The organism is Marivita sp., from assembly GCF_022763305.1.
GTDB lineage: Bacteria > Pseudomonadota > Alphaproteobacteria > Rhodobacterales > Rhodobacteraceae > Marivita.
Genome location: NZ_JALEGT010000046.1, coordinates 1 through 17,098, shown reverse-complemented (window position 1 = coordinate 17,098; position 17,098 = coordinate 1). Strand labels below are relative to the sequence as shown.

At 57.2% G+C, this 17,098-nt stretch carries 16 protein-coding genes; 11 read left to right on the top strand and 5 right to left on the bottom strand.

What is annotated here, in order from left to right; all coding sequences use genetic code 11:
- Positions 1-106: 106 nt before the first annotated feature.
- Positions 107-1,654, bottom strand: a complete 1,548-nt coding sequence (locus MRY75_RS08615; protein WP_292306972.1) for an FGGY-family carbohydrate kinase — start codon at positions 1,652-1,654, stop codon at positions 107-109.
- A gap of 232 nt (positions 1,655-1,886) precedes the next feature.
- Here MRY75_RS08615 and MRY75_RS08610 point away from each other — a divergent pair, with 232 nt between their 5' ends.
- From MRY75_RS08610 to MRY75_RS08580, 7 genes are all read left to right on the top strand, one after another.
- Positions 1,887-3,602, top strand: a complete 1,716-nt coding sequence (locus tag MRY75_RS08610; protein WP_292306971.1) for a glycerol-3-phosphate dehydrogenase/oxidase — start codon at positions 1,887-1,889, stop codon at positions 3,600-3,602.
- Complete coding sequence (locus tag MRY75_RS08605) at positions 3,599-4,390, top strand: GntR family transcriptional regulator (protein ID WP_292306969.1); 792 nt, start codon at positions 3,599-3,601, stop codon at positions 4,388-4,390. The genes MRY75_RS08610 and MRY75_RS08605 overlap by 4 nt, the downstream gene beginning before the upstream one ends.
- Position 4,391: 1 nt before the next feature.
- Positions 4,392-5,951 carry an FGGY-family carbohydrate kinase gene (locus MRY75_RS08600; protein ID WP_292306967.1) on the top strand — a complete coding sequence of 520 codons (1,560 nt, stop codon included), beginning with the start codon at positions 4,392-4,394 and terminating at the stop codon, positions 5,949-5,951.
- 122 nt (positions 5,952-6,073) lie between these two features.
- Positions 6,074-6,769, top strand: coding sequence for a class II aldolase/adducin family protein (locus MRY75_RS08595; protein ID WP_292306965.1), 696 nt, complete (start codon positions 6,074-6,076; stop codon positions 6,767-6,769).
- On the top strand, positions 6,766-8,268 hold the full coding sequence (locus MRY75_RS08590) for a glycerol-3-phosphate dehydrogenase (protein WP_292306964.1): 1,503 nt from the start codon (positions 6,766-6,768) through the stop codon (positions 8,266-8,268). Before MRY75_RS08595 ends, MRY75_RS08590 begins: the two co-directional genes overlap by 4 nt.
- A complete protein-coding gene (locus tag MRY75_RS08585) occupies positions 8,241-9,143 on the top strand; it encodes a carbohydrate ABC transporter permease (RefSeq protein WP_292306962.1) in 903 nt (300 codons plus the stop codon). Before MRY75_RS08590 ends, MRY75_RS08585 begins: the two co-directional genes overlap by 28 nt.
- Positions 9,140-9,931, top strand: a complete 792-nt coding sequence (locus tag MRY75_RS08580; protein ID WP_292306960.1) for a carbohydrate ABC transporter permease — start codon at positions 9,140-9,142, stop codon at positions 9,929-9,931. The genes MRY75_RS08585 and MRY75_RS08580 overlap by 4 nt, the downstream gene beginning before the upstream one ends.
- A 41-nt stretch (positions 9,932-9,972) precedes the next feature.
- On the opposite strand, the gene MRY75_RS08575 is transcribed toward MRY75_RS08580, so the two are convergent.
- From MRY75_RS08575 to MRY75_RS08565, 3 genes are all read right to left on the bottom strand, one after another.
- On the bottom strand, positions 9,973-10,527 hold the full coding sequence (locus MRY75_RS08575) for a thioredoxin family protein (RefSeq protein ID WP_292306958.1): 555 nt from the start codon (positions 10,525-10,527) through the stop codon (positions 9,973-9,975).
- 550 nt (positions 10,528-11,077) lie between these two features.
- Positions 11,078-11,719 (bottom strand): flagellar hook capping FlgD N-terminal domain-containing protein, encoded by a 642-nt coding sequence (locus MRY75_RS08570; protein ID WP_292306956.1) that lies wholly within the window; start codon positions 11,717-11,719, stop codon positions 11,078-11,080.
- Between the two features lie 4 nt (positions 11,720-11,723).
- Complete coding sequence (locus MRY75_RS08565) at positions 11,724-12,986, bottom strand: flagellar hook-length control protein FliK (protein WP_292306954.1); 1,263 nt, start codon at positions 12,984-12,986, stop codon at positions 11,724-11,726.
- A gap of 369 nt (positions 12,987-13,355) precedes the next feature.
- Here MRY75_RS08565 and MRY75_RS08560 point away from each other — a divergent pair, with 369 nt between their 5' ends.
- The 4 genes from MRY75_RS08560 (at position 13,356) to MRY75_RS08545 (ending at position 16,270) form a co-directional block, all read left to right on the top strand.
- A complete protein-coding gene (locus tag MRY75_RS08560; protein ID WP_292306953.1) occupies positions 13,356-14,627 on the top strand; it encodes a flagellin in 1,272 nt (423 codons plus the stop codon).
- Positions 14,628-14,694: 67 nt separating this feature from the next.
- A complete protein-coding gene (flaF, locus tag MRY75_RS08555; protein WP_292306951.1) occupies positions 14,695-15,066 on the top strand; it encodes a flagellar biosynthesis regulator FlaF in 372 nt (123 codons plus the stop codon).
- Positions 15,063-15,467 (top strand): flagellar biosynthesis repressor FlbT, encoded by a 405-nt coding sequence (flbT, locus tag MRY75_RS08550; protein ID WP_292306949.1) that lies wholly within the window; start codon positions 15,063-15,065, stop codon positions 15,465-15,467. The genes flaF and flbT overlap by 4 nt, the downstream gene beginning before the upstream one ends.
- Positions 15,464-16,270: a DUF1217 domain-containing protein gene (locus MRY75_RS08545; RefSeq protein ID WP_292306947.1), complete on the top strand. Its 807-nt coding sequence runs from the start codon at positions 15,464-15,466 to the stop codon at positions 16,268-16,270. Before flbT ends, MRY75_RS08545 begins: the two co-directional genes overlap by 4 nt.
- A 1-nt stretch (position 16,271) precedes the next feature.
- On the opposite strand, the gene MRY75_RS08540 is transcribed toward MRY75_RS08545, so the two are convergent.
- Positions 16,272-16,994: a hypothetical protein gene (locus MRY75_RS08540; RefSeq protein ID WP_292306974.1), complete on the bottom strand. Its 723-nt coding sequence runs from the start codon at positions 16,992-16,994 to the stop codon at positions 16,272-16,274.
- Positions 16,995-17,098 lie beyond the last annotated feature (104 nt).

The window sequence follows — 17,098 nt, the reverse complement described above, 5'->3', positions numbered from 1 at the left end:
TCGCGATACCGTAACCGACAACTTCCGCGTCGTATCCCTAGAAAAATACAAAATCGTCTGAAACGACATCAGGTCAATTCAGGCGCATGAGTATACATTGCGCAGTTCAAGCATCAGCAGGCTCCGGCGTCGGTGCGGTGGCGTGTTCAGGAACGTCAGACATCATGGATTTGGCCATCGCATCCCGCAGCGCGCAGTAGCGCGGGTATTTGGCAAGATGGACCGACCCACGTGCGGCATTCACCTCGTGCCGCCGCGCGATACCCGCCATGCCTTTGACAGCTTCCTGCAGGCTCGAATAGGCACCCGCCCCGACCGCCGCGCACATCGCAGTGCCCAGCGCCCCGAATTCGGAACCGGAGGGGACTTCGACCGGCAGTCCGAGGATGTCTGCGAACATTTCGGACCAGACCCGGCTTTGCGTAGCACCGCCAGTCATGCGGATCACGTCAGGAGACGCGGCATCGCGCCCGGTGAGGGCCTGGTCGATATCCGCCTTGTGGGCGAAGACGATGCCTTCGAACACGGCAAGCATCATCTTGTCGAAATCCGTACGGGCGCTCATCCCGACCATGCCGGCCGGAGCGCCTTCGGGGCCACCGAAAAGATAGGGAAAGAACATTGCGTTGGTGTGGGTCCCAACAACCCGCTCGACCGCCGCGTTGACCGTGGCGTAGACATCCGCTGCCTCGATGGCACCGCCCTGCTGGAGCAGCGTCTTGACCACCCACTCAAGGTTGGATGCAGAGGTGGCCGAGCCTTGCACCGCAAGCCATCCGCCCAGCGGATAGGCAAATTGCAACATGGGCACGGCATCCATTTTCGGACGGTCGGTGTGCAGGGTCGAGGCGATCGAGAAGGTCCCTCCGACAACGCTCATGTGATTAGGGGTCGTGACCATCGACGCCATTGCCGACGCAGCCATATCAACTGTCCCTCGGACCACAGGCGTGCCCTCGAGCAACCCTGTGGCCTTGGCGGCGTCCGCGCTGATGCGACCGGCAATCGCATCGGAGGAACCGATCTCGGGCAGCTTCGGGATCCAGCCTTCCATACCGAGAAGGTGCAGCGCGTCTTCGGCATATCGCCCCTGCGCCACGTTCAAAAGCCCTGCGGACCCCGCATCGGTGTAGTCGGTCGACATGTCGCCACAGAGCCGACCTCGAAGGAAGTCCTTGCAAAAGGACACTCTATGCGTGCGCTCAAGAATGCCCGGTTCGTTTTTCTGCAGCCAGGCAAGCAGCGCAAGACTTTGACCGGGCCAAACAATCTGATTGATCAAAGGCTCGACCTGCGCAGCCAGACCGCTGGCCGTCCAATCAGCCACAAGACCGGCCGCGCGGCCGTCTGTCGACACGATGCCGGGGCGGACAGGGTTGCCCTGCTCGTCCAGGAGATAGAGGCCGCTGCCATAGCCGGACACCGAAATCGCCAGCACATCTGCCGGGTCGGTTCCGCTTTGCTCAAGAACGGCGGAGATGGCTTGCGCGGCGGCTTTCCACATTCCGTCGGCGTCGCGTTCCGTCCAGCCAAGTTGCGGAAAGGTGGTGACGTTCCGACTCCGAGCGCAGGCCTTTTCATGCCCCGACAGATCGAAGAGTGCAGCCTTCGTCATCGTGCCACCGGCATCAATGCCGATCACGCAATCACCCATTGTCTCCTCCCTTTGGTCGAATCTGCCCTCCCGCACGACTCGCCAACTTGTAGTTATGAGTTGAGCCTACGATAGGCTCTCTACATGTCAAGAACTTGTTTTTTTGACAAAAAGGGCACCTGTTAGCGCTGCATCGCAGCATTCAAGTCTTCGCTGCAACGCAGCTTGTAATGACAACTTGTCGAGTAAATACTGGCACCACGCGAGCCAGAGATTCGCGGATGTCGCATGAATGCACGGGGAAGAAATGCGCAGCAGGGAGGAACTCGTCGCGCGGATCGGCGAAGGGCGTGTGCCCGACATCCTGATCGTTGGCGGCGGTATCAACGGTGTCGGAGTGTTTCGTGATCTGGCTGCGCAGGGCGTGCCGTCACTGTTGGTCGAGGCCGGAGATTTCGCCTCAGGAACCAGTGCAGCCCCTTCACGTCTGATCCATGGCGGGCTTCGATACCTCGAGACAGGGGAAACCGCCTTGGTGCGTGAATCCCTTATCGAGCGTAATCTCCTGCTCAAGAATGCGCGCCATGTCGTGCATCCACAACCAGTCTGGATTCCCCTGCGCAGTTGGACCGGTGGCGCGCTGTCCGCCGTTGCGCGGTTCTTCCGTCTCAAGAAAACACCCGGCAAGAAAGGGGCCCTGCCAGTCGCGCTAGGGTTGATCGCCTATGATCTTTTCGGGCGCACCCATCGCACCATGCCGACGCATCGTCTCATGAGCGCAGGCACTGCGCGCGGCCAGATGCCGGTGCTCGCGCCGGATGTCAAAGCCGTCGCAGAGTTCTACGACGCGCGCATCAGTCACCCCGAACGGCTGGTTCTGGAGTTGGTGGCCGACGCGGAAAATGACTGTCCCGATGCGATGGCGCTGCCTTATCTCGCGGCCGGACGGCAGCAGGACGGTCGAGTTGCACTCGAAGATCGGCTGACCGGCGGGCGCTACGAGATCACACCCAAAATCGTCATCAATGCCTCGGGCGCGTGGGTTGACCGCGTACAAACAGGTCTTGGCATAAAGGGACGGTTGATGGGCGGGACGCGAGGCACCCATCTGGTCATGCGCAACGCCGATCTGTCGTCGGCCCTTGGCGGGCGGATGCTCTATTTCGAAACGCGGGACTTCCGCGCCTGCATCGCGCTGCCCCTTGATGCGCAGCACGTCTATGTGGGTACGACCGACATTCGCACAGACGACCCAGATGACCGGCGGTATACGCAAGCCGAGATGGATTACATCTTCGACGTATTGCGTCCGATCCTGCCATCAGTGACGTGGCGCAAGGAAGATATCGCGTTCATCATGGCAGGTGTTCGGCCACTTCCCTATTCCGACGGATCGGTGCGCGCGACAGGGGCCATCAGCCGCGATCACCGGGTCGATCATTTTCCTGCCGAACCGGATCGCCCGTTCGAGACCTTCACGCTCGTCGGCGGAAAATGGACCACATACCGCGCGCTGGCTGAGGAAACCGCCGATGCCGTTCTTGCGGCAATTCGGTCTACCCGCAAGACAGGGACCGAAATGCTTGAAATCGGTGGGGCACGGGGATTTCCCGAAACGGATGACACGCAGGCGGACTGGATTGCCGAAATCGCGACCAGCACAGGCGTTGAGGCCGAGCGGGTTCGGGTTCTTGCAGCACGTTACGGGAGTGGAGCGCGCGAGATGGCAGCGGCTGAAGCCCGCGATCCCGATCAGTTCGAAAACCTCGCGACCTACACGCCGGCGGAAATTCGCAGCATTTGCGAGACCGAGCGAGTGTCGCGCCTTGAGGACATCGTGCTTCGGAGGACGCTGATGGCGTTCGAGGGACAGACACGAGCCGCCATTCTGCGCGAGGTTGCAGCCTGTGCCGCAGGTATTCTCGGCTGGGACGCTGCTCGCACGGAGGACGAGGTGAGCGGGCTGCTCGACTATCTCGACACGCAACATGGGGTGCCGAAGTCATGACCTCGAACCTACGCCCCAGTGCACAAGGGTCCTTTCCATCGGGCCACATCATCCAGATGGATCGGACCGGAGGAACGCCGCTGTGGATGCAGGTCAAGCAATGGCTGACCAACATGATCCGCACGGAAGGCCTGTCCGAGCATGATCGCCTGCCCTCTGAGGCAGAGCTTTGTGCGTCGTTCCAGGTGTCGCGCACCGTGATCCGCGAGGCCCTGGCGCAAATGGTGAACGAGGGTCTGATTTACCGGTTGCAGGGCAAGGGTGCCTTTGTCCGAAGCCGTCGCGAGGAACAGACCTTTGTCGGCTCGACCGTAGGGTTCAGCGGCGAGTTGGCCGAGAAAAGCCAGTCGGTCGAGCGCATGGTCCTGCGCCAGGAGGTTATTCTGCCGACGGCACGGATGCAGAGGCTCCTGCAAATCGGTCCGGAGGAACCGGTTGTCGTTATCGACCGCGTGTTGAGCGTCGAAGATATTCCCCGTGCGATCGTGCGTTGGGCGATGCTGGAACGGGTGGTGCCGGGTCTGGACACCCAGCCGCTTCACAACCGGTCGCTCTATGACACGATTGCGCGTCAGTACGGCATCCGACTTGTCCGCGCCGAGCGCTGGATCGAAGCTGTTTCCTTGTCTGCCGTCGATGCAGATTTGCTGGGCGTGGAACCGGGGCATGCGGCGCTTTGCGTGGAGTCTGCGGGATCGAGCGCGACACAGGAAGCCATCGAGTATTACACGGCGCATTACCTGACCGATCGCTCGCGCCTGCGCTTCAGCGTGACGGACCAGCGCTGACATGTCGGACGCGCTTCTGATCGGTATCGATGCCGGAACCTCGGTGATCAAAGCCGTGGCCTTCGATCTGGAAGGTCGACAGGTGGCGCAAGCGAGCCGCCGCAACAGCTATGTCACCTTGCCGAACGGCGGCGTTGAGCAGGACATGCGGCGCACCTGGACCGACACGGCGGCCGTTCTGCGAGAGTTGGGCGAAACGATCGACCGGTTGGCCCAGCGAGTCGTGGCTTTGGGTGTGACCGGGCAGGGCGATGGAACCTGGCTGATCGACGCGCAGGGACAGCCGGTGCATGACGCATGGCTTTGGCTTGATGCCCGAGCCAGTGTCGAGGCTGCCGAACTAGGCGCGAGTGACGGGATCGACGTGATCTATGAGAACACCGGAACCGGCGTCAACGTGTGCCAGATGCGCAGTCAGCTGCTCTGGATGGTGCGCCATGCGCCGGATCTCGTCTTGCGTGCGGGCACGGCTTTTCATTGCAAGGACTGGCTGTACTTCAATCTGACCGGTGTGCGCGCGACGGATCCGACCGAAGGTGTCTTGACCTTTGGTGACTACCGGACCCGCGACTATTCAACGGCGGTGATCGACGCCTTGGGCTTGACTGATCTGCGGCACCTGCTGCCCGAGATCGTTGACGGAGCACGGGATTTTCACCCTTTGAGCGATGCCGCGGCACGCACAACCGGATTGCCGGCCGGACTTCCGGTGTCTCTGGGGTATATCGACATTGCCTGTACCGCCCTTGGCGCAGGCATTCACGATCCCGCGTCACAGGTCGGTCTGACGATCCTCGGATCGACCGGAGTTCATATGCGGTTTGTCCCCGATGCGGACTCGGTCGATCTGAATGCCGAACGGACGGGTTATACGCTGGCCCTGCCAGGACAGGCCTTTGCCCAGTTGCAAACGAACATGGCAGCGACGCTCAACATTGATTGGGTGTTTGGGCTTGAAGCCGAGATCCTGAAGACACACGGAATCACACCGGACCCGGGCTCAATAATCGACGGGTTTGATCGGCGCGTGATGCAGGCACGGCCCGGACGGGCGCTTTACCATCCCTTTATTTCGGCAGCAGGCGAACGCGGACCGTTCACCGACCCAATGGCTCGGGCGAGCCTGACAGGGCTTGATTTGGATACAGGTTGGGACGACATCCTGCGGGGAGTGTGTGACGGGCTCGTACTGTCGGCGCGCGATTGTTATACCGCGATGGGAGCCATGCCGGGAGAAGTGCGTCTGAGCGGTGGCGGCGCAAAATCCTCAGCACTGCGGAGGCTTCTGGCCTCGGCACTTAACACACCAGTGCGCGCCATCGCGCAGGACGAGGCCGGAGCTGCGGGGGCCGTTATGATCGCAGCACTGGCTCAGGGTCATTTCAGTGACGCCACGGCTGCAACTGACGCATGGATCGGCCCTTTGTTGGGAGAGCTGGAACAGCCGGATCCGGCGTTGATCGAAACCTACGATGCCCTGTTCGAGGCCTATGACGCAACGCGTGTTGCGCTGTCGGCGGCATGGCGCGCGCAGGTGCAAGCGCGGGAGCGGATCTTATGAGAAGCAACGTCAGACCGCGCGCATTCACATCATCCGAAGCCGCTCTAGCGGCAGCGGACTCACCAATTTGCCGGTGGCGTCAGAACACACCACCGCCCAACCCGAGCTGAGAGGAGCCAGCCATGGAACAAGACGAACGCGACCTGCGACAGGCCATCATCGACCAATGCAAATTCATGAACGCCTGCGGGCTGAACCAGGGGACGTCGGGCAACATCTCGGCCCGCTACAAGGACCGTATGCTGATCACCCCATCGGCTACACCCTATGACAAGCTGACTCCCGAGATGATCGCCTCGATGCCCTTTGACGGTGAGTATGGGCATTGGGAGGGCCCGCTCAAGCCGTCGACCGAATGGCGGTTTCACTTCGACATCCTGAAGAACCGTACCGATATGGGCGCCGTCGTGCATGCGCATCCGGCCTATTGCACTGCCATTGCCATCACACGCCGCGAAATCCCCGCGTGCCATTACATGATCGCGGCTTTCGGTGGCACCAATGTGCGCTGTGCACCTTTCGCGCGCTACGGCACGCCCGAGCTTTCGACGCTGGCCATCGAAGCGCTGGACGGGCGGACCGCGTGCCTCCTGGCCAATCACGGGTCGATTGCGATGGGCGAGGACCTCGACAAGGCGATGTGGCGCGCAGTCGAACTCGAAGCCATTGCCAAGCAGTATTATCTGGCCCTTACGCTGGGGGATGTGGTGCTTCTGACCGATGCGGAAATTGCGGAAACCATGAAGGGTTTCAGCTCTTATGGCGTGCAGGACGATTACAAGGATGTTGCTGCCGGGACAGCACGGGAGACCGCATGAGCGACAGTGTCGATCTTCTGGTGATCGGGGGCGGTATCAACGGCTGTGGCGTGGCGCGGGATGCTGCCGGTCGAGGACTGTCTGTCGTGCTTGCCGAAAAGGACGATCTTGGCCAGGGCACCTCGTCCCGATCCGGCAAGTACATCCATGGCGGGCTGCGATACCTTGAGTATTACGAGTTCCGGCTTGTGCGCGAGGCGCTGATCGAACGAGAAGTCGTTCTTGAAGCGGCCCCGCATCTGACGTGGCCACTGCGATTGATCCTCGTGCACAGTGCCAGCCAGCGCCCCCGCTGGCTGATCCGGTTGGGTCTGTTCCTCTATGACACGCTTGGCGGACGCAAACGCATCCCGGCAACCAAATCCGTCCGATTGGACACATCGCCCGAAGGCAAGGCGGTGCGCGATGCTTACCGAAATGCCTTTGCCTATTACGATGTGTGGGTTGATGACGCGCGGCTGGTCTTTCTCAATGCCAAGGATGCAGCCTTGCGCGGGGCAGAGGTCTTGCCGCGCACGCGCGTCACCTCGGCCCGTCGCGATGGAGAGACATGGCTCACCACCTTGCAAGGACAGGATGGCAGTGTCCGAGAGCTGCGCGCGCGGGCCATCGTCAATACCGGTGGGCCGTGGGCGGAACAGGTTCTGGGCAATGTCGCCGGCGTGAACACGTCCAAGCGGATCCGTCTGGTCAAGGGCAGTCATATCGTGACCAAGCGCTGGTGGGACGGCGACCATGGCTATGTTCTGCAGGCGCCGGACCGGCGGCTGATCTTCGTGAATCCCTATTTCGACGATCTGGCGTTGATCGGAACCACCGACATTCCGTTCGACGATGCGCCGGAAAACGTCACCATCTCGGAGGACGAGATCACCTATCTGCTGGGCATCCTGAACAGCTATTTCAAAATCGAGCTCGCCCCCGACGACCTTGTCTGGTCCTATTCCGGGGTCCGCCCGTTGTTCGACGATGACGCCGCCAAGGGGGCGTCCGCTGTCACGAGAGACTACACATTCGAGCTGGATGGTGGCACCGCGCGCGCTCCGATCCTGTCGGCATTTGGAGGAAAGCTGACGACCTATCGCAAGCTGTCTGAAGCCGCACTGCAGCAATTGAAGCCGTTCTTTCCCCGAATGGGGCCGAGTTGGACCGAAGATGCACCGCTTCCCGGAGGCGATATTGCAGGCGCTGATTTCCCGCGCTGGTTCGATGCGTTCAAGGCCCGCTGGCCGTGGCTGCCCGAGCCGGTCGCCCGCCACTACGCACGCTGCTATGGCACCGAAGCCGACAGGCTCCTGGACGGGGCCAGCGGTATGGGTGATCTTGGCGAGCATTTCGGCAGCCATTTCTATGCACGCGAGGCGCGCTGGTTGCTGACGGAGGAATGGGCGGTCGCTCCAGAAGACCTCCTGTTCCGGCGTACCAAACACGGCGTGTTCCTGACCGACGATGAACGCGCACGCGTGGCCGAGTGGCTGCTGGCGCAGACCGGAAGCTGACCGGCGTGCAGGTTCATGACAACAAGGCCTGGTTTTTCGTTCTGCCTGCAGCGGCGCTTCTGTGCTTCGTCGGGCTGATACCGCTCGTGATCAATGGCTGGCATTCGTTTTTCGACATCTTCACGCTTGACCAGAAATACTGGGTGGGCGGCGAATGGTATGTCGAGATCCTGGGCGAAGGTCGGTTCTACGAAAGCCTTGGTCGAAGCCTGCTTTTTTCCACCTGCGTGATCGCCGTGCAATTCCCGCTTGGCTTGTTGATCGCATTATCGCTGCCGCGTGAGGGTTGGGTACGGTCGCTTGGACTCATCCTGCTCGCAGTGCCACTTGTGGTTCCCTGGAACATGATCCCGTCGATCTGGTTGGCACTGATCGACCCGGAGACCGGCTATCTGGGCCGTGCAATGGCGTGGAGCGGCGTGCCGTTCGACTACAAGTTCACGGCCATCCACACCTGGATCCTGCTGGTTCTGATGGACACGTGGCACTGGGTCGGTCTGGTTGCGATCCTCGCCTGCTCTGGCTTGTCCGGGATTGCCCCCAGTTACTATCAGGCGGCCGCCATCGATCAGGCAAGCCGATGGCAAGTGTTTCGCCATATCGAATTGCCCAAGCTGACGGCGGTGATGCTGATGGCGCTGCTGCTAAGGTTCATGGACAGCTTCATGATCTACGTTGAGGCTTTCGGCATCAATGCGGGCGGGCCCAGCGATGCAACGACATTCCTGTCGCTCGATCTTGGTGAAGAGATCAAGGCCTTCAACTATGGGCCAGCCGCGGCGCGATCCGTTGTTCATTTCGTGATCAGCCTGATGATCGTCTGGGTGTTCTGGCGCGCTATGACCGCGCGTCGGGATGCGGAGGTCACACCATGAAGCGGCGTGCGCTTGGCATCATCGCGTTCGTCCTGCTGGCAGTGTTCATTCTCTTGCCACTGCTTCAGGTCGTCCAGCTCAGTTTCACATCGACCCTGCCGCGTGAGGATGTTCCCAAGGGCACACTCACCTGGCTCAACTACATCAACGTGTTCCGGACAGAGCGGTTGGTCGATTCCCTCATCAATTCAACGATTTACGTTACGCTGAATGTCTGCCTCACCCTTGCGGTCGCCCTGCCCGCCGCCTACGGTTTTGCCCGATACCGCTTTACCGGAGACCGCGCAGCGTTTTTTGCGCTGCTGGCCTTTCGGGTAACGCCGCCCGTTGTGCTGTCCCTGCCGGTCTTCCTTTTGTTCGCGCAGGTCGATCTGATCAACACGCCGGTCGGGGTCGCGCTGGTGCATTGCGTCTTCAACGTTCCGATCGCGATCTGGATATTGGAAAGCTTCATTGTCTCGGTGCCACGGGAATTCGACGAAACGGCTTTTCTGGACGGCCATTCGACCCCGAGCTTCCTGTTGCGCCACCTTGTACCTGCTATCGCGCCCGGCATCGGGGCCGCCGCGTTCTTCTGTTTCATGTTTTCCTGGGTCGAGGTCGTGTTCGCGCGCACGCTGACCATCACGGATGGGAAGCCGATCACCACCGCGATATCGAGCCTTTTCGGATTTCGCACGGATATCGGCCTTGTCATGGCGATGACCACGCTGTCGCTGATCCCGGGACTTGTGATGATCTGGTTCGTTCGGCACCATATTTCGCGCGGATTCATGATCCGTGTGTAGGTTTCACGGAACCCTGCGTTGGATCGATTGGCAGTCCCGGATCAAGCCGCCTTCCACTTGATGGAGCATCCGATCGATGCGACTTGATCCGCCGGCCCCTGTCCGGTCTCAGCGATCTGGCGCATTGCGTCGAACAGCTCCCGGCGCGCATCGGGCGGTGCAGGATTGCGACCAGACGCATCAAGCCGCCCCCTGTACTGCAATTCACCTTCGGCATTGAACCCGAAGAAATCAGGTGTGCACGCGGCATCCCATCCGCGCGCCACGGTCTGATCCGCATCATGCAGATACGGGAAGGGAAACGCCCGCTCTTCAGACATTTTTTTCATTTTGTCGAAACTGTCGGCTGGATAGGCCTCCGCATCGTTGGCGCAAATGGCAGCAACGCCAATCCCCAACCCTTGCAATTCTCGGGCATCCCGCTCGATACGGTCCAAGACTGCAAGAACATATGGGCAGTGGTTGCAGATGAACATGACCAAGGTTCCCTTCGGACCAGCCACGTCGTCGAGTGTGTAGGCTTTACCATCTGTTCCATGCAGCCGGAAATTCGGAGCACGCCAGCCAAAATCGCAAACCGGAGGGGATGCCGCCATTACATTTTCCTTTTCGCCCTATCATTGAATTATGCGCAGAATTCCGACAGATTTCCAGCTGATCGCGCAGTCTGAAGCCAATCAAGATACTCCGCCACCGACCCTTCGCAATTGGCGTCGAAGGTTACATTGCATTGGCCGGTATCGTGAAGCTGTGCTCGAGTTGTGGATATTGCAGACTTACCGACTGCTGCTCCAGCAAACCCTCTCTCGCGCAACTGGCCATGCGCTCGACCATAGTTTGAACGATCCTTCGGTACGCGCGACCGGAACATTGATCATGCCAACTCCACACATCAAACCATCCGGTCCATCTTGAGGTCAAAACCATGCTGGCTGACCCATTCTTCCGTTTGACTGCGAAGAACCCAGCATGCACAGGCACGCCGACGGGTTTTTGGAAGGGGATCAGACATCACTCGTGGGGCACTTTAGCACTTCGCTTTGGCAGTGAATATCGTCCTTGTTGTGCCTCTCGCTTCGGAAGTCTGCGTTCAGCTGATGGGCTTATCATCCACTCAAATGAATGTTGGACAAATGAGGCACCATTTTATCGCAATGCTGCAACGTCTTTTTCTGGTATTAGGCTGCCATCCACCAACAATAGTCGCGCCTCACTCCCCACAAGTCTCACCTCCTCTACAACCGCGCCGGTGTAGACCGGTATATCTCTGACCGTCCCATCATTCAGGTTCCGAAGTTCGGCCACGTAGGTCCCGAAGGCTACTGTGTCACCCTGCATGTTCAATCCATCCCAAGTCAGACTGACTTGTTCGGCGCCGAGGTTGCGTTCAGCAACGACATCACCAGTTTCATTCCTGATGGCAATCATCAACCCCTGCTCCTGTACCGAAACGTCCAAGATCTCGAATCGCACTGGCGTTCCGGAGTAGGCAAAAGGCCCATCGTGCAGCGCAAATCGGCCCACGACAGCAGAATACTCTGCAACACCTGTGGCGGACATTCGCTCCAGCAACGATTGCAAGTTCTGATTGGTCAGAGTTTGCTGCTCCACCATGGAGAAACTTGCCAATTGACTGGAGAACTGATCAGCGGCCATCGGATTCAGTGGGTCCTGATTTTGAATTTGGGTTGTCAGCATTTTCAGGAAGGTTTCGAAGTCCTGGGAAATTTCAGAAACCGGCTGAAAATCAGTTCTTCTCACAGATTCGTTCAAGGAAGAAATGTCCATGGGCTCAGATCCTCATATCAAGAGATGATGTTGGCAAAAATTCATTCGGACGGACATCCTCAATATGAAGTGTCGAAGAATTATCAAGATCAGCATTAGCCGCCACATAAGTATGCCCTTGATCAGACTCGCCACTCAAGAATGTAAAATCAGAATTTTCCACACCAAGCTGCCGGAATACTGATCTGAGCTCCATTTGATTTCGAACCATTAATTCAATAACCTCTGGATCGGGTGACATGAATTTTACCTCAATGCCGGTGTCAGAGGAGCTCAAAGTCACTGCCGAGCGTATCTCCGGCTCATCCCGCACTTCCGAAGAAGTAAGTCCTGCATACCCCTTACCCAGATAGTAGTTTGCATTGGACGCCTGTAGTGGGGAAAGTTGATTATGCTCTTTACGACTAAAGTTCATTAAATTCTCAAAACTTTCCTCTTCAAAAAATGCAAAGCGACCCGCAGGAATTTCATATGCCTCGCCTCTACTTTCGTTATAACCTGGAGATATCTGGAGTTTTTGCCAAATTCCCGTTTCTAACGCGTTTGCGCGTCGCGAGTTAGTTATAGGTTGCCCCAAAGCTGGTAAGAAGTTTTGCGGCGATTCTTCTTTTCTTGGCATTGGATATAGTAACCAATCACCAGTATTTTTGAAATCATTTTGGGTCATCAATTCTCTTGATTTGAAAATTCGCGTAACTTCACCTCCGTACAGGAGCTGATTTCTACGCTGTTCTTTGGGCTTGACTTCTTCTTTGATTAAAGCCTTTAGAAGAAAGTTTTGCGAAGAGCTAACGTATAATTTTTTATTATTGCAGTTCTCGCTTTGGCTTGCAAAATCAACACCCCTGAGAACATCGGGGGCTTTCTTGAATATATTGGGTGCCATCGAAGCAAAATCATTATTTGAAGTGATTGCATAATCATTATTATCTGGAGGTAAATATGTTCCCTCCTCTCGATCAGTTGCTTCGAGATTAATATCTTTATTATTCAGATATTCGACATTTACAGAAACGAAAGTTGTTCCATTTTCAGATATCATGAATTCGGCATTAGGTTGATGATCCATCACGACAAAGATGCTTTCAATATTTATTGATTCCGCGTGGCTAGCTCCGGGCTCTGTATTGGACCAGGCAAAGTCTTGAAGTTCTGGCTTAAAGGAATCGTGCTCGAGAGGTACATTAATAGTACTCCTTAAAAAAGGAAGAGAAGGATTTTCGTGTGTTGTCTGGTGGGAAGAGCCTGACAAGAGAAGAACTTCCAAGTTGAACATGTTTGCCGTGCAAGAGACAGGATTCGTCGCTGCAACAAAACCAAGAGGATTAGCTTTTTGCAGCACGTCTGGGCGTATTAAAGAAAGCATAATGCAACTCAATATCTGGACATGTCGTTCTTCGCAAACACGCTTTAACGCGAAGTGAACCTCCGATGGAAAATATCTAAAGTTTTTCAGATTTTTCGGTCGCCAGTACCGGGCCTCTTAAGGACCTGTTCATAACGAGAAGCTCTATTACAGCGGCACGATATGCGTGGCGCGGGAACGATCCAGCAAGTGTCAGAATGGCATTTAACCGCAGGCCGAAAAAATCCGGACCTGCCTCATGATGTGCAAAGCACGACTGAAAGGAACACAATGTCCAGTATTCTGACAAACAACGGAGCGATGGTTGCACTGCAGACGCTCAAATCCATCAATTCTCGTCTGACTGATACGCAGAACGCGATTTCGACCGGTAAATCCGTCGGGACGGCGCGTGACAATGCGGCCGTTTGGGCAATTTCCAAAGTGATGGAATCCGATGTGAAAGGTTTTCAAGGGATTTCGGATAGCCTCAACCTTGGGGAATCAACCGTTGCGGTAGCAAGAAACGGTGCCGAAACGGTGACAGACCTTCTGACTGAAATGAAGGGGAAGATCGTTGCGTCACAGGAACAGAACGTGGATCGGGCCAAGATCCAGACCGACATTGTCGCGCTTCGTGATCAGATCAACGCCGTGGTGGGCGCTGCCCAGTTCAATGGGCTGAATTTGCTGTCCAATCGCGAAACAACTGCAGGTTCCGGAACGGTGAATGTGCTCGCCTCATTGGATCGATCATCGTCGGGCGTTTCGGCAAGCGATATTGCCGTTGGGAAAAAGGACCTTGGAACGACGGCCAGCTCAGTAACCGGCGGAACGGTCGCGAACCTGACTGCGGCTGTGACGCTGAATGGGACGCAAAGTGCAAACCTGACGGTGACCACCCCGACTGGCGCTGGACAGATTTTCAGTCTGGGCGTGACTGGAACGGATGCGAATGGCGACAAATTCACACCTGGTGACTATACAACCGGAACAACGGCCGCAGATGCGCAGAAAATCATGTACATTGCGCGTGACGGTGACACAGCTGGCGATGTTGCAAAAGGCCTGGCGCAGGCATTCGCAATCTATGCCGCGGAACAAGGTCTTGATACCGATATCTTCAACGTGACTGCTTCCGGAAGCACCTTGACTGTTTCATCGACGGTGACCGATGCAACTGACACGATCTCGGCGCGCATTGATACGCTGACAACGCCGACATCGGTGACGATCGGAGGTGGGCTCGAAAAGCTCAATGATATCGATGTGACGTCCGACACCGGTGCTGACGCGGCGCTGGTTTCGATCGAATTCATGATCCAGAACGCCATCGACTCGGCCGCATCGTTCGGTTCCGCACAAGGCAGAATCGAAACACAGGCAAAATTCATCTCCAGCCTGACCGACTCCCTGAAGTCCGGGATTGGCACGCTGATCGATGCGGATATGGAAGAAGCGTCAGCTCGCCTTCAGGCGCTGCAGGTTCAGCAGCAGTTGGGCGTTCAGGCGCTGTCGATCGCAAACCAGGCTCCGCAATCCTTGCTCTCGTTGTTCCGGTAATGACGTGTCGGGCCGCATCCGCGGCCCGATCCTCCTTCGCAACATCGACACAGTATAGGTTTGAGCCGTGACCTCACACAACTCCGCCTACCAAGGCTACATCGCTGCAGCGACGAAATCGGCCAAGGACTCCGAAATCGAAATCATTCTCGAAACAACCCGAAGGTTGCGACGGGCAAATGATACTCGCAACAGAGACTTCCCGAATTTCGCTGCCGCTTTGCAAGACAATCGCAAACTATGGACCATCTTGGCTTCAGATGTCGCAAGCTCTGGAAATGGCTTGCCCGAAGACTTGCGTGCTCGGATCTTCTTTTTGGGTGAGTTCACGCAAGCCTTCACCAGACGAGCGCTACAGGACACTCTTTCAGCCGATCCCCTTATCGAAATCAACCTCGCTGTCTTGCGTGGTCTCTCTGACAAGAGGAACCGTTCATGAGTCGTCTCGTCCTCAAATTGGGTCCAAAAGAGCGCGTATTGATCAATGGAGCCGTGATCGAAAACGGCGATCGCCGATCAAAGATCACCGTTCTGACATCAAATGCCAATATCCTGAGATTGAAGGATGCAATCCATCCCGATGAAGCCAACACGCCTGTTCGCCGAGCATGTTACCTGGCACAATTGCTTTTGAGTGGCGAGGTCGAGTCTGCTTCGCTTTGGGACCGCCTTCTTGGTCAGGTCCGGACACTGGCGGATATTCTGAGCGATACCCACAGTTCGACGTTGCTGCTGCAGGCGCAAGGGGCGATCGCTGATCGAAACGCCTATGGATGCCTGAAACTGCTCCGGCAACTGCTTCCTCTGGAGGCGCGCCTCTTGGCGCTGCACCAGGAATGACCTTTCAGCCTTTTGTCCCAGGCAGCGGTCTTTCGGGGTGGACCCTTCTGAAATCCACGCTGCCGGTGCAGAAAACCATCTTCAACCGCAGCACGCCAACCGCCTCGGACAGCGGATATTTCCTTGAGAAATTCGACTTGATCAATAGCCCGGACGACATTGTCTCAGACAGACGTCTGCTTCGCGTCGTATTGGGCGCGTACGGGCTTTCCGATGATATAGAGAACCGCTTTTTCATTCGCAAAGTTCTGACGGATGGGGTCGCGGATCAATCGGCTTTGGCCAACAAGCTGGCAGACAGACGATATCGTGCGCTTGCCCGCGATTTCGATTTTTCAAAGCAACCTCCCGGACACAAGACTCTGCAGGGTCTGGCCCAAAAGACTGTTGAAAATTTCCAGAACACGTCGTTCGAGATAGAGATCGGAAAAGCCAGTGAAGATATGCGGTTGGCGCTTGGGTTCGCGCGCGAGCTCGGCAATCTGCAACGGTCAGCCAGCTCCAGTTCAACAGCGTGGTACCAAGTGTTGGCGACGCCGCCCTTGCGGGAAGTCTTCCAGACTGCACTTGGCCTCCCGAAAGAGTTTGCTCAACTCGATATCGACGAGCAGCACAAGCGCCTGATGGACAAGGCCCAGACTGTATTCGGGTCCAATGACCTTCTTGAACTGGCGGCAGAGGGACAATCGGAACAGATCGTCCGTCGCTTTCTGCTTTTGCGTCAAGTGCAGTCCATGTCCGGCGCGACACCGCTTCAAACGGCATTGGTCTTGTTGAGCGGAATTCCAAGAACAGCCAGATGAGTCAGGGTCGCGAACGGGCTTCCTTTGTTGACTCGCTGCGTCGGATACATAAGCGCAGCGCTTCGAAACTCTCAGGCAACTCACAATTCGCACGGATGGTGGAAAACTCGATAAAAGCCTTTCGGAATGCGATTGCGCGATCAACGTCGACGTCGGATCCAGATGCATATAGACCTGACTCAATCAGGCCGGATGCGGCATCGTAAGTTGCGATCAATCGACGTGCCTGCGCGATGGTTTCGACCTCCTTTGGTTCGGCAAGATCAGGCAGACAGCGCGACACCGATTGCAGGACGTTCACTGCGGGAAATCGGCCCTGGTCGGCAATTTTCCGATCAAGCAGGACGTGTCCATCAAGGATTCCGCGCAACATATCAGCCACAGGTTCATGCATGTCAGAGGCTGCCACAAGGACTGTACAGACAGCCGTGATCGCGCCGGTGTCAGAGGGGCCCGCCCTTTCCAGAAGAGCGGTCATCTGGGACGGTGTTGACGGCGGAAACCCTCTCAGGCTGGGGAACTCACCTGCCGAGACTGCAACCTCCCGCTGAGCCTCGGAAAATCGCGTCAGCGAATCGACAAACAGCAAGACGTGCATGCCGCGATCTCGGAAATGCTCGGCGACCCGCATGGCGCTGATCGCGCATCTCATGCGCGTCGTAGGTGCGGAGTCCGCGCTCGCCGCGACGACGATTGTGCGCGCCAACCCGGACTGCCCAAGAATTTTTTGCGTATACCCGTCCTCCTGAATTGACCTGACTTTTTGTTAGGCCGATTCACTCTGCCACATGTTGAACAGGGCAGCGGCTGGTACTGTTTGATTATGAG